11 protein-coding genes and 1 pseudogene are annotated in these 12,643 nt (G+C 56.9%); 5 read left to right on the forward strand and 7 right to left on the reverse strand.

Annotated features, from left to right (window positions below; translation table 11 throughout):
• Positions 1–93 precede the first annotated feature (93 nt).
• The 4 genes from BK660_RS02840 to BK660_RS02855 are packed head-to-tail and all read right to left on the reverse strand — an operon-like array spanning position 94 to position 6,555.
• The gene (locus tag BK660_RS02840) at positions 94–930 is read right to left on the reverse strand and encodes a DUF7281 domain-containing protein (protein WP_123431980.1); all 837 of its coding nucleotides are present in this window, start codon (positions 928–930) and stop codon (positions 94–96) included.
• Entirely contained in the window at positions 927–2,177 is a 1,251-nt protein-coding gene (locus BK660_RS02845; RefSeq protein WP_123431981.1) for a hypothetical protein, read from the reverse strand. Before BK660_RS02845 ends, BK660_RS02840 begins: the two co-directional genes overlap by 4 nt.
• Positions 2,174–2,821, reverse strand: a complete 648-nt coding sequence (locus tag BK660_RS02850) for a hypothetical protein (RefSeq protein ID WP_123431982.1) — start codon at positions 2,819–2,821, stop codon at positions 2,174–2,176. Before BK660_RS02850 ends, BK660_RS02845 begins: the two co-directional genes overlap by 4 nt.
• On the reverse strand, positions 2,818–6,555 hold the full coding sequence (locus BK660_RS02855; protein ID WP_185044941.1) for an ATP-binding protein: 3,738 nt from the start codon (positions 6,553–6,555) through the stop codon (positions 2,818–2,820). Before BK660_RS02855 ends, BK660_RS02850 begins: the two co-directional genes overlap by 4 nt.
• A gap of 149 nt (positions 6,556–6,704) precedes the next feature.
• Between BK660_RS02855 and BK660_RS02860 the strand changes: the two genes are divergently transcribed.
• Both BK660_RS02860 and BK660_RS02865 read left to right on the forward strand, forming a co-directional pair.
• Positions 6,705–7,583: a BrxR family transcriptional regulator gene (locus BK660_RS02860; RefSeq protein WP_185044944.1), complete on the forward strand. Its 879-nt coding sequence runs from the start codon at positions 6,705–6,707 to the stop codon at positions 7,581–7,583.
• A 102-nt stretch (positions 7,584–7,685) separates the two neighbouring features.
• Positions 7,686–7,826 (forward strand): annotated as a pseudogene (locus BK660_RS02865) (DUF533 domain-containing protein); the annotation flags it as partial.
• Between the two features lie 113 nt (positions 7,827–7,939).
• On the opposite strand, the gene BK660_RS02870 reads toward BK660_RS02865, so the two are convergent.
• The 3 genes from BK660_RS02870 to BK660_RS02880 all read right to left on the reverse strand — a co-directional run bounded on the left by BK660_RS02870 (position 7,940) and on the right by BK660_RS02880 (position 10,819).
• Positions 7,940–8,560 carry a tyrosine-type recombinase/integrase gene (locus tag BK660_RS02870; protein WP_123431985.1) on the reverse strand — a complete coding sequence of 207 codons (621 nt, stop codon included), beginning with the start codon at positions 8,558–8,560 and terminating at the stop codon, positions 7,940–7,942.
• Positions 8,561–8,683: 123 nt separating this feature from the next.
• Positions 8,684–10,015, reverse strand: coding sequence for an esterase/lipase family protein (locus BK660_RS02875; protein ID WP_123431986.1), 1,332 nt, complete (start codon positions 10,013–10,015; stop codon positions 8,684–8,686).
• A gap of 144 nt (positions 10,016–10,159) precedes the next feature.
• Positions 10,160–10,819, reverse strand: a complete 660-nt coding sequence (locus BK660_RS02880) for a MarC family protein (RefSeq protein WP_123431987.1) — start codon at positions 10,817–10,819, stop codon at positions 10,160–10,162.
• Between the two features lie 268 nt (positions 10,820–11,087).
• Between BK660_RS02880 and BK660_RS02885 the strand changes: the two genes are divergently transcribed.
• The 3 genes from BK660_RS02885 to arsH are packed head-to-tail and all read left to right on the forward strand — an operon-like array spanning position 11,088 to position 12,638.
• Complete coding sequence (locus BK660_RS02885) at positions 11,088–11,435, forward strand: metalloregulator ArsR/SmtB family transcription factor (RefSeq protein ID WP_123431988.1); 348 nt, start codon at positions 11,088–11,090, stop codon at positions 11,433–11,435.
• Between the two features lie 25 nt (positions 11,436–11,460).
• A complete protein-coding gene (locus BK660_RS02890) occupies positions 11,461–11,931 on the forward strand; it encodes an arsenate reductase ArsC (RefSeq protein ID WP_123431989.1) in 471 nt (156 codons plus the stop codon).
• Between the two features lie 11 nt (positions 11,932–11,942).
• Positions 11,943–12,638: an arsenical resistance protein ArsH gene (arsH, locus tag BK660_RS02895; protein WP_123431990.1), complete on the forward strand. Its 696-nt coding sequence runs from the start codon at positions 11,943–11,945 to the stop codon at positions 12,636–12,638.
• The last annotated feature ends 5 nt before the right edge of the window (positions 12,639–12,643 follow it).

Raw genomic sequence — 12,643 nt, forward strand, 5'->3', positions numbered from 1 at the left:
CTACCCAAAGCAGGACGGCTGGGTCATCATCAGCGCTGAAATCCCCCCAAAACAATGCCCCTCTTAAGGGCATTGTTTTGCCTCAGAAACGGTTCATACGTAGCAAAGCAGCGGGCACGAGAACGCCGCCATCGACTCCTGGGAAAACCCAGCTCGGTAATGATGAATGATCTTCGCCAACGGATTGTCGGCTGCCAGGAGCCCGGGCATGAGGCTAGCTTGTTTCTCATAATCCTGAGGCTTACTAACACCTGCATCGTGCATGACCCGAAATGCCTCAGGACTCGGCCCAAGGGTGCCCTTCGATAGGATCTCCTTGTTGGCGTTTACCAAGCCCTGTGGATCCGCATCGGGGAAGTAGTAAACCTCATGCACGCGCTTAGCCAAATGCACCACAGCCCCTATCGAGAACTGAGGCGACCCTCGGAACACGAAAGGAACGTCAATCAGCGCCTCTGGAAGCGCATAGCGCGACGCGTCAAGCATTGCCTGCAGGTTCTCAACAACGATAATCCGACGCTGCCCGGCAAGTAGCTCCGAAGGCACCGTCAACATGCATCCAGGCAGTAGCGGCTGAACGTTGTCACCCAGCAATATCTCTCCGGAAGGCGCCGAAACCAAAACGAGATTCCTGGCAACAGGCTCACGAGCCAGCTTCTCATCACGAGTGGAAGACGCGAGAACAGCTCGACTGCCCTGAACCTTGCTACCTGCCACATGAGGGTCCCAACCAGCGTGCCGCTCAGCAAGGCTGCGAAGTGCCTTCCTGTCAGCTGCGTCCAGCAGGAGTCTTTTGCCACTGATCTTGCCGACTCCGTATAGCTGATGAATTTTCATCCATACGCCGCCCAGTGCGACCTCATTTGAAGCCATACGAACAGCACGGCTAACCATCTCAACGACTCGCTTGCTGTGCAGCAACGAAGTCATGAACGCTCCCCATTTTTTCTAAGACGAAGAACCAGATCCACCACGACCTTATTGTCAAAGCCTTCATGTGATGGCGCCAGCACCGGTGCCAACATGAAGCGTGGCATCTTCCCGACTCGGGCGGCATCGGCCATAAGCGTCAGGTAGTAGGCATCCAACGCATAGAGCCAGATGGCGCTTCGGAAACCTTCATCAGCGATGTCATCCCAGTAAGCCTGGGCGCTTTGAGGAGAGAGATCACGCTTTAGCGCTGCAAGCATTCGATAAAAATGCGGTTCAACAAACGGCTCTGGCGCGTCCTCGACCTCCGGCACCACGGGGATCACTTTAACGGGCTCGCGACTAACCAACGGATCGTGGAATGACTTTCTGACCTTTGGCAAAGGCATTGCCTGAATCAGAGCCGACATTTCCTGAATGGCCTTTTCATCCTCGACAGGCGGGAACAGGTAGGCGCTGTTAGGCAAACGTGTAGCACGAATCCAGTTCTCCGCATCCACACGCTCAAGGATGTCGTCCAAGTCGGGGTTGTTGCCATCTTGCAGCCAGGAGAAGACGCTCTGTGCCACCCGGCGATAATGATTACGCCGACGCATGGTTGTGCCCAGCTGGTTCAACCGGTCGATCAGATCCCGGATACCCGTTTTGCAGTGGTCAATCGACTCATACAAACTGCTCAGCAACAGACGACGAAGCGAGCGATCACCCCGACACCAGTGACTCAGGGTGTCGCGATCAAAGGCCATGAGCTTTTCAGAAAGACGCCCGAGGCGCTTCACCGCGCTGTCGATATCTCTCAGACGGTCCTTGAATCGCGAGGAATACCCGTAGCGGGCCTCGATGAAGTCAGTTGCAGCCCGGTGCTCATCACGCAAGTGCGTAACGACCTGGCGAACAGAGAGCCGCACCTGTTGTAGCTCTCGATCCAGCTCAGAAGGCGCACTTTCCTTGGCCGAGTGGAATCGCTCACAGCCATGCTCAATCCGAATCAGCAGTTCCTGCAGGTCGGGGGCCGATAGTTCAAAGCGCTGCGCGCCAATACGAGACCCCAGGTCAAGCAACATCGACGACGGGTGCAGGCACCCGTCACAGTCATCGATAAGCCGCTGACTGACCAACCAAGAGAGCCCGGCCGTCATTTTCTCCGGCTTTGGCACACCCTCTTCGTCAGCCTGGCAAATATCCTCGATGATGTCCGCATTCGCGACCAGATGAGCACCGAACTCTCGCCAGTTCTCCGCCTTCACAGAAGCTCTCCCGTACCCTGTGACGGGTCAGCCTCAGGCTCTTCTGCAGGCAGCAATTTTTGACTGTCGGCGATCCAAGACACCACATGATAGAGATATCCCATCTTGCCGGTGGCCACATACAGGCTCGACTCAGCGCCCTTGCGAACTAGGTAACCGGCATCCACCAGCACCTTGAACACAACAGCCAGTTTTTCCTTGTTGCCTTCGACAGCCTTTACCCGAGCGAACAACGGGTAAACGCAGAGATCACGAAGCTGGTCACGGGCGACCGGGAATTGATCGATGTGCATAAGAAGGCCGCCAAAGGAAACCTCCTCGCCAGGTGACAGACAAACATCCCCTTGCCCTGCCCGGCCGCAGAGGTGAATGAAATCCAACACTGGCATTATCTGGTCGCGAATGCACTTCAGCTCATCCATAGCCTCGCGCCGATCGCCAGAATCGGACAGATCGACGTAGCGGGCGAAGAACGCCGTTACGTCGTCGCCTTCACCCAGATGCGCCAGCGCCCGTCCAAAAGGGCGAAGCGCGGCATCAATCGCGGCCGCAAATTCAGGCTGGCGAAGCTGTTCGTAAACCTCGCGACTGGAGTATGGACAAAAGAACCGCCCAGCGATTAGCCCCTCAAGAACTGCTCTCATGCAGAAACCTCCTCTTCCTCTGGAAGACCGGCATTCAGATCATCCAGAGCCACAGGGTCAGCGCCACGATACTCCTTCAGATAAACCCCGCCTGAGCGGCGTCGGTCGAGGGCATACAGATTTTTGAAATGCCTCATCAGCTCTGGCGCTCCACCCGGGAACCCCAGCATCAGCTTGACGTTGCGCGAGTTGAAATTGCCCACCAGCGTCGCCGCGTTGTTGACCTCAAGCTCCAGTGCCTCATCCACAGGCACGATCAGCTCAAAGTCGGCGTCACGCCGGATCATCTCGAATAGGGCGAGGTAGATCATCCCAACCACAATCTTCAGCTGACCGGTACTCAAGCCATCACCTAAGTCTGTCGTATTTCGGGCGACGCGCGGCTGACCATTCACCTGCCAGGAAAGACTGACCTCAAAGCACTCTTCGATCTGCGCGCCCCGCCACTGCTTATCAACCATGGCCGAGTGCAGCATGCGCAGAGCATGATCAAGACCATCGGGCGGGAAGGCGTCGTTGCCCATGGCATCCCATCTGGCCGACTGCATCTCAATCGCCCGGATGTGCTCCCAGATCGGCAGGTCGTTGAACTTCAGATCCTTGATCTTCGAGACGACATGAAGATGGAAATTGGTGAAGTCCGGGAAGCTACCGAGCACTTCAGATACTTGCAGTGTTGCTCGCCGGCCGACGTCCTGAATCGTGCGGTCGACTTCTGCAAGGATTTTGCCGCCCTCAACCAACTGGTTGCACAACGTGCGGATGTAGGTAACCAGCTTGCTCCTCTGCACATCGTGGCCGTCATCGATGTACATCTGCAGCTCAGGTGCTGCGTAAAACCAGACCCGCTCACCCGAGCTGTCAGCATGCCTGGCCCGCATGATGATGTCGTGCACGATCCCGGCTTCTGGGGTGGCACGATGTGCGAAATTAAAGGGCCCCTCCACATCACGGAGAAGCCCACGCCCCTCCTGTTTAATCTGGTGAGCATCCCTGAATATCCGGCCAACCTCCGACTCGATATCCGCTGCAGACAGCTTCTCCAGACTCTCGGTGCCGGAGGATGCCGTAGCGACTTGGCCCAGGCGCTCCAAGACCGAACGTAGCGCACTTGCCTGATCGAACAGCGTGCTGTTCCGGGCTGCCAGCTCGGCTTGGCGCACCTTGTAAGCCTTCTGCCGCTCTTCGTCCGCTGTGCGCATTGCCTGCAGATCGCGCCCAAGACGGCTAACCACCTGTTCCGCCTCTGCGTAGGCCGCCTCGCGGGCAGCCATGTTAGGCCAAGCCGTTTCAAGCCAGGCTCTGTAATCCTGAATGCGGGGCAGCTGCTCGACCAGATGTCGGACCGACTGATCGAGGCCGTTGACCGTCGATTCCAACCGGCGAACCGCCCCCGCATCAATGCCGGCACCCTTCAGGGCAGAATATCGGTCAGCCTCAATGCGCTTGATTTCTTCGCGATGAGCACGCTCAAGATCAGCCAGGGCAGCGGCAAGAGCCTCTTCAACGGAGCTTCGCTGGGCAGCAATGTCTTGCCGGGCCTGATCGGCGATGCTCTTCAGTTCCAACTTGTGCCGCCCGAAAGCGGCCTTCAGGCTTTCGATCTCAGCGATCTTTTCCAAGAGAGCGATCGAGGCCTTTTCGGCTAACTCCTGCGCCTTGGCGCGAGCAATGGAAAGCAGCTCTGCACCCTCATCACGAAGCGACTCCAGGCGCTGTTTTCTGGCTGAAGTATCCGCTTCAATGCTTGCCGTACGGGAGTCGAGAGGGATTCGCTCCTCGCGAAGCGTATTACGGCGAACCTGAGCGGCTGCTGATCGACGACTGAGAGCCTCCTCGGCATCATTGCTCTCTTCGATGCGCATATTCAGCCGCGCAATCTGCGATTCCAGCTCTTCCAGATTGAGCACGTCAACGGGATCAAGGCGCTCAAGATCAAGCTGCAAGCCAAAGAGCCCGGCACACGGAGCCGAAAGCGACGGTGACAGGTCTTCACGCATGAACAGTCGAGGATCGATGACGAGCCCGACCGTGGACTCCCAGTCAGGCATGCTGCCGCGAAGGAACGACAGCAGGGTATCGTCAGCTGCATTCAAGCGAGCGGTGAGCAATTTAACTTCTGTCCGCAGGTCATCGCGCCCTCGGGCAAGGCCCGACATCTCGGCGGCGAGGCCCTGCTGTTCAGTGATGATTTCAGCAACCTCTCTGTCGAGCCGGTCCAGATCCTTTCGCGTTTGCTCCTGCAACTCATAGAGCTGAGCGAGAGCGGTCTGCTCCGCATCAATCTGCTCAGCGATATCTGGCAGATGTTTCTGTCGAGACAGAAAGGCCACCTCTGCCGCCGAAGAAGCGGCGAGCGCTGCTAGTTCGCTGCGGGTTCGCTCATACTGAGCAAGGTCCTCAGTGTGTGCTTTGTGGGCCTGCCCAAACGCATCTTCCGAGGCTTCGTTGTGCAGTCGCAGTTGCGCATCGAACTCGGAGAGGCGCCCCTGGGCCTCGCCACGACGATTTTCGCGACGCGAAGACAGCGAGTCGATGGCGGCGCGTTCCATGGCCGAAAAACGAGAAACGATATCCGCACTTTTACTGGTCAACAGTGCCAATTGCTCTCGTTTGGCCGCCAGATCTTCCTGCATCGATGGAAGGTTGTCGATCTTAGCAAGCAATGCTGGCATGCCGGCCTTGTCATAGCCGGTTTTCTGATCTTCCAGTGTCTTCAGTAGTCGCAATTGCTCAGTAGAGGCTGCTCGGGCATCACCCAGGCGGCAATCAAGCTGACGCTGCTCGTCACGAGAACCATCCTGAGCAGCAAGCTCCTCTTTACGCTGCGTGTCCATAGTTGCAGCAACAGCTTCCTGCTCCTGCTTGACGTAAAGCTGCCGCGTCACGGCGACCGTCTTCAGGCGACCTAACTGCAGGTCACAAGCCATCAGGCGGCTACGCAAAGTCGCCAAACCAAGAATCTTGGCTTTGACTTCGCGATCCATCACGAGGTAACTCGCCCGGTTGCTGATCGCGCTCAGGAAAGACTGGACATCGATACCTGAAAGGTCGATCTCGCTGCGCATAGTCTCCTGCCGGATAATCTCCCCAACAGCAGACTCCATGGAGTCAAAGGTGCCCTTGGACTCCAGCAGGGAGAACATCAGGCTGTCGATGCCGGCGAAGTTGCGCCTCAACGGTGCGAGCGAATACATGCGCCGGAAAAGGTTGATCATCTTTTTCACGGATGCATCGGTGATGCCATCCATGTCTGCCGAGCCGGTGTTGTACTGGATGATCTTACTGTAATGGTTCCAACTCAACTCAGGTGTGCAGTCGATGCCCATACCTTGGATGCGGCTACCAACCTTGCCAGGCAGAACCAACTCGCCTGAGCCTTGATCCACATAAAGCAGCTTGGGCTTCCAGCCGGTAGCCGCCAGCCGGTAGGCGTAACCGTTAGAAGCCCGATGCAGGATGGCCGAGCGCAAAGCACCCTCGTGGTTCTCGTACTCGAAGACGATGTAGCTCGACGCATGAGGCAGATAGTGATCAGCGAAGCTGGTGGTATTGGTGCCCTTACGAACCATTCGACCAGCGGGGGCGCCGTAGAACAGTGGGATCAGCTTCAGAAAGGTCGACTTGCCGATGCCGTTGGTGCCTGTCAGGCAGGTGTTGTCGTCGGTTTTCACCTCGACGATCTCTCCTCGGCAAAGCGAGTCAATCAGGATGACCCGGAGAAGTTTGGCCACAGGGCCTCCGCGCGCAGAAAGGTGGACAAGTGTCAGCGCGGACGCGATAGTCGATACAAGCAAAGTGGCTATCGAATCTTTTTGATTCTGACATCGAATTAAAAAGATATATGATCGCATCAGGCAGTGGCAAGCTGAGGTTATATACAGTGTCCAACCCATCCCCCATTGAAGACATCCCACAGAAGCAACGGGACAGACTGGCGTTCATTGAGCAACAGGCATGGTTCTGCGGTGCGGTTTCTCGGCGGGATGTTGTCAGTCGCTTCGACATCCAGACGGCCGCAGCAACCAGGGATCTGTCGCTATACCGCGAACTGGCACCTGAAAACCTTTCTCTCGACCACCGAGACAAGGTGTATCGCCCAAACGAAGGCTTTAACCCTATATTCACCTACTCGGTTTCCCGCATCACAACTTGGTTGAGTCAGGGGTTTGGAGATGAGGAGCATTTGCGCTGGTCGACGGGGATCCCATGCACCGTCAGCGAATCCTTAGCACAACCCAAAATTGGCATCCTGGCGGCTGTCTGCCGCGCGATCAGGCAACAGCGCGCAATCGAGATCACATACGAGTCACTCACCCGATGCAGCACCAGGGTTATCGCGCCGTTCGGTCTGCACAGCGATGGCCGGCGATGGCACGCGAGGGCATACGATCGGGAAAGCGCGGAATTCAGGGATTTTGTGATAACCCGTGTGGGATCGGTACAAGATGCTGGACCGGCTCGCGAAGCCGAATGTGCCGATGAAGATGACCACTGGTCTCGCCGAGTCGTGCTTGAGCTGGTCCCTCACCCCGAGCTTGTGCGCAAAGAGCCAGTGCTATGCGACTACCCCTTCAACAAAGATGGCGTCATGTTCGTAAAGGTTCGCGCTGCCGTCGCTGGCTACGCTCTCAGACAGTGGGGCGTTGACTGCTCGCACGATCATTCTGGATCAGCGCGCGAGTATCAGCTCTGGCTGCGTAATCGGGAAGCATTACACGGAGTCCCCAACCTGGTGCTTGCGCCCGGGTACACCCTCTAATCCATTCCTGCAAAATGCTGATGCTGTCGCAGGTTCTGCCATAAGGGTTCTACCCCGTTAGCAAAGACCCGGTAAAAGTGGGTCGCAACGGCCCGAGTCACACTGGCGCTTGCCGAGGTGGCTCAGTCCGCCCAGGACTCGGCCATAGCCGCGGAAATGTACCTGGCCAGCGTGTGCTGGTGGATGACCAGCAGGACGCAGAGCGCGGGCTACATTGACGAACTGGCCGGCGCACTGCAAATCGACCCGACAATCCTGCACACATTTGATGGCTGCGCTGCCTGTGAGCTGCCTTCCATGTAGGGCAGCTATGGGTCGGATAGCGACGGTCTGTCGTAGACCGTCGCAGTGGATGGTCAGACTTCCGTCTGCTCTGCCATTTCCAAGGCATCATCGACCTCGATGCCCAAGTATCTGGCGGTGCTTTCAAGCTTCGTATGTCCCAGCAAGAGTTGAACTGCTCTCAGGTACTTTGTCCTGCGATAGATCAACGATGCCTTGGTTCGTCGTAGCGTGTGAGTCCCGTACATGGTTGGGTCAAGGCCAATGGCGGTCACCCACGCTTTGACTATTCGTGTGTACTGTCTGGTGGAAAGATGGTCTGAGTCGTGCAATCGGCTCGGAAACAAAAAGTCCTCGCTTCGGAGACGCGCCCGATGCATCCAAGCTTCCAATACCGTTCGGGTTTGCTCAGTGATTTCAAATTGCACTGGGTGCTGAGTTTTCTGCTGCATCACGATGGCCCGTGACGACACATGTTCCCCGTGGGCGATGTCGCGGACTCGCAGCTTGGTTAAGTCACAGGCACGCAGTTTGCTGTCGATGGCCAAGTTGAAGAGCGCCAGATCCCGTGTCTTCTCAGCAAGCTGAAGTCTTACGCGAATGGCCCAGATATCTCTGACTCGGAGCGGGGCTTTCTGCCCGAAAAGTTTTCCCTTATTCCAAGGCTGATGGCTGCATTTAGCAATAATGTTCATGGCTTGTCCTCCTGGTTGAGGGAGGACAAGGGTGGATCAGTCACGGTGCGTTGTGGTCGCTATCGACCCTTTCCGGTCATCCAGCAGTCTCTCAAGTAAGAAGGTGAAGAATTCGCCGCCCATTCAAATGTGATAAATCTTACTTGGGTCCAGCCAAAGCCAAATAGCGAGGGCCATGAGCAAAATCCAGGATAAGACGCGGACGACGATCGACGCAGACTGCCGCTTGCGCGGCACTGGCTCAGTCCCGTCGGCTCCCGGGAACAACCCAGGCGATTCGATCCACTCGGCGATCTTCTTCTGAACGGCGAGATCGTTGTAGAAGAAGCTGTGACGTTCTCCAGGTTTCGCCTCGCTTGGCGCCCTCCAGAATGACCACTTTGGACCGAAACCGGGTGATTTTCTGTCATGAATATCCAGCAACCAATTCAGCCAAAGAGACATTTCTCCATAGCCGTATTGGTGAAGCCTGATAAGCGGCCAGAGGATCATCAGACCATGAAGCAATAAAGACAACGCAAGCATCCATAAAAGCCCCCAAAACTGGAACTCCGCAATCCCGTAGATTGAGCGAATCAGAAATTCAACGATATCCGGAGTTCTTTCATAGAACAGATACAACCGTTTCAGAAGAACGGCGAAGCCGAGCACGAATGAAATGTAAACAGCCGGCCGAATTGCGTGAGACAAGACGTCGTGGGCGAGATGCGCGAGCCCACCTAGGCCACGCAACATTCGCAGGTACATGCGTGCTTCGTCAAAATCGACGGAAATGGCAAATAGTCTTAGGTCCGATACAAACCTGTAGGGCTCGCGCATAGAAGCGTAAAGAATATGCTGCTTGGTCCGGGCTTTTTTCAAGGTGGCAGCGAACACCGCGCGTAGGAAGCTTCTTCTCAAGCGCAGCTTGATGGACCACAAAAAAATTCCAATAAACAGGAGCAGACAGAAAACATCGACTGCATCGACTTCACCGTCTGCACCGTACACTATGCTCACCACTCCCAACAGGAGAGAGGCACTTGTCCACAGCCATGCTAGGGAAAGGTTTCGACCGAGTTTGACGATTTCTTCGCCCACGCGGACCGGTACTCGCAGGTCTCGTCGCCGGGAGTGAATGAAGGGCGTGCCGAGTGTGATGACGCCACTCAAAGACTTTCGAACCAGTTCGTCTCCACATGCGTGAAGGGCGATCGTTCCACCGTGGCTGTGCGCAATGACGAAGTGCTTGGCATCAGGATATTGTTGACGTTGACGCAGCAATACTTGGGCAATGTCACCCGATGCCTTCAACCGCCCCCCATGTGTGTTGATACCAGGCCATATCGGCGCAGTTATTAGACAGCCAGGAAATCTGCTCTCCAGGAACTTCCACATTAATGAGTTGGGTCGGATCCATTTGGCATCTGAACTGAAAGTGCCGTGGATCAACGTAAATACGAATGGCGGCTTCATGCATCATTCCCCTGAATGACGGCCGAGCCCACTAGCGACGCTAGGCTGGCGATCCTGGATCGAGTCAATGGGTAAGAAACGGATATCTCGAACGGCGGCTCCTGGCCGAAAGCAAACGTTCAATGCGAAGACAACAATCCAGCCCTACCCCACCCCGCCATGCAGCAACACCCCGTACGATTGCAAAAACTCCACCGTGCCATGAAAGATCAAACCAACCCCCATGGCAGAGACAAAGAACCCGACAATGCGCGTGGCAGCATCGATGCCTTGCGGGCCAATCGTCTTGAGGATGACTTGAGCGTAAGCCAGTGACAAATAGGTGGTGAACATGGTGGCGCAGATGGCCAGCGCCACGACGGCGAAAGACAGCACCGCATGACTGGCGTCCTTGATGGTGCTGGTCAGGCCGATCACGGTGGCAATCGCACCGGGGCCAAACATGATGGGCATGGCCAGGGGGATGAAAGACACGTCCTGGTCGGTGTCGTGCCCAGTGGGAATCAGGCTGCTGTTGGGGGTGGGGGCGAACAGCTCGAAACCGATCCGCATCAGAATCACCCCACCGACCACTCGAATCATGCTCAGGGGGACGTCGAACAAACGCAGCAGCAGGTTGCCGAAAATCAGGAAAAAGAACATCAGCAACAACGCAAAGAAACAGGCTCTGCGGGCTACCCGGCGCAGCTCGGCGACGTCCTTGCCTTGCAACATGCCAAGGAACACGGGAATCGCTTCCAGTGGGTTGATGATGGCCAGCAACGTGGTAAACATGCCGATAAACAGCGTGACATAGGTGTTCATAGCGCACCTTCGAGGAGAGACCGCGTTACATCACCTTAGCGGATGATGAGCAATGAGCCCGTCAGGAGCGCTGAACACCGCAATTTTTGTGGGAGCGAGCTTGCTCGCGATGACGGCGGCACAGTCAACACTTGTATTGCCTGACAGTCCGCCATCGCGAGCAAGCTCGCTCCCACAGGTTTTGTTCCCTGCCTGATAAACGTCGAGGCTTGCTCAATACATATGGATAACCGTATATTCGGATAACCATATGTATCGAGCCGTGTCCATGCTGACCCCCGCCGCCGTATTCAAATGCCTCTCCGACGAAACCCGTGCGCGGGCCACGTTGCTCATCACCCGTGAGGGTGAGTTGTGCGTGTGCGAATTGGTCTGCGCCCTGGACGACAGTCAACCGAAAATCTCCCGCCATCTGGCTCAGCTCCGTGCGTGTGGGCTGCTGCTCGATCGGCGTCAGGGTCAGTGGGTCTATTACCGGCTCAATCCTGATTTGCCGGGTTGGGTGCGCGCCATTCTTGAGACCACGCTCGCGGCCAACACTGCCTGGCTTGAGGAAAACAGCGCTCGACTCGATGCAATGGGCGACCGCCCGCTCAACACCACTGCCTGCTGCTGATTCTGTTCATCACCCTGGAGTCCCCATGCGCGTCCTGTTTATGTGTACCGCCAATAGTTGCCGCAGCATCCTGTCCGAAGCGATGTTCAATCATCTTGCGCCGGAGGGTTTCGAGGCTGTCAGCGCCGGCAGCTTTCCCAAAGGACAAGTGCTGCCGCGCAGCCTGACCACGTTGCAAGAGGCCGGGATTGCCATCGACGGGTTAAGCAGCAAAGGCAATGACGCCTTCGAGGCCAACCCGCCGGACATTGTCATCACCGTCTGCGACAAGGCCGCCGGAGAGTCGTGCCCGGTCTACTTCGGGCCGGCGTTGAAAGCCCATTGGGGGCTGGAGGATCCGTCCGAGGTGAAGGGCGATGAGGCAGCCGTCTCCGCCGCCTTTCACTCGACCCTGGCGCGCATCGAAACGCGCTGCCGGGCCTTCCTCGCCCTGCCCTTCACCGAACTTGATCGCGATGCATTGAAGCGCGAACTCGACCGCATCAGCACCCTATAACCGGAGCCCCCATGAACCACCCTCTGCCTAATCTCGATGCGTCTTTGATCGAGCCCATCGCCAAAGATCACGACGGCCAGCACAAGCCGCGAATCCTGTTGCTGTACGGGTCGACCCGCGCACGGTCGTTCAGTCGGCTGCTGGTGGAAGAAGCCGCCCGCCTGCTCGAACACTTCGGTGCAGAAACGCGGATCTTCAATCCTTCGGGTCTGCCGCTGCCGGACGATGCGCCGGGCGATCACCCTAAAGTCCAGGAGCTGCTTGAGCTGATGCAATGGTCCGAAGGACAGGTCTGGTGTTCACCCGAGCGCCACGGTTCCATGTCGGCCGTGTTCAAGGCGCAGATTGACTGGGTGCCGCTGGCATTGGGCGCCGTTCGCCCGACCCAGGGGAAGACGCTCGCGGTGATGCAGGTTTGCGGTGGCTCCCAATCGTTTAACGTGGTCAACCAGTTGCGCGTGCTGGGGCGCTGGATGCGCATGTTCACGATCCCCAACCAGTCTTCCGTGCCGAAAGCCTTTCTGGAGTTTGACGAAGGAAATCGCATGAAACCCTCCGCGCTGTACGACCGGGTCGTTGACGTCATGGAAGAGCTGGTGAAGTTCACGTTGCTGCTACGGGATCGTCCGGATCTGGTTGACCGTTATTCGGAACGCAAGGAATCGGCGCAAGAGCTGTCGCAGCGGGTGAATCAACGGTCGATTTGATCGCT

It is taken from the genome of Pseudomonas brassicacearum (assembly GCF_003732265.1).
Classification (GTDB): Bacteria; Pseudomonadota; Gammaproteobacteria; order Pseudomonadales; family Pseudomonadaceae; genus Aquipseudomonas; species Aquipseudomonas brassicacearum_D.

Bases quoted from the DNA above. Each gene is read 5' to 3' on its own strand.
- BK660_RS02840 (WP_123431980.1), bottom strand. From the start codon at position 930: ATGACTTCGTTGCTGCACAGCAAGCGAGTCGTTGAGATGGTTAGCCGT.
- BK660_RS02850 (WP_123431982.1), bottom strand. From the start codon at position 2,821: ATGAGAGCAGTTCTTGAGGGGCTAATCGCTGGGCGGTTCTTTTGTCCA.
- BK660_RS02870 (WP_123431985.1), bottom strand. From the start codon at position 8,560: ATGAACATTATTGCTAAATGCAGCCATCAGCCTTGGAATAAGGGAAAA.
- BK660_RS02875 (WP_123431986.1), bottom strand. From the start codon at position 10,015: ATGAAGCCGCCATTCGTATTTACGTTGATCCACGGCACTTTCAGTTCA.
- BK660_RS02880 (WP_123431987.1), bottom strand. From the start codon at position 10,819: ATGAACACCTATGTCACGCTGTTTATCGGCATGTTTACCACGTTGCTG.
- BK660_RS02885 (WP_123431988.1), top strand. From the start codon at position 11,088: ATGCTGACCCCCGCCGCCGTATTCAAATGCCTCTCCGACGAAACCCGT.
- BK660_RS02890 (WP_123431989.1), top strand. From the start codon at position 11,461: ATGCGCGTCCTGTTTATGTGTACCGCCAATAGTTGCCGCAGCATCCTG.
- arsH (WP_123431990.1), top strand. From the start codon at position 11,943: ATGAACCACCCTCTGCCTAATCTCGATGCGTCTTTGATCGAGCCCATC.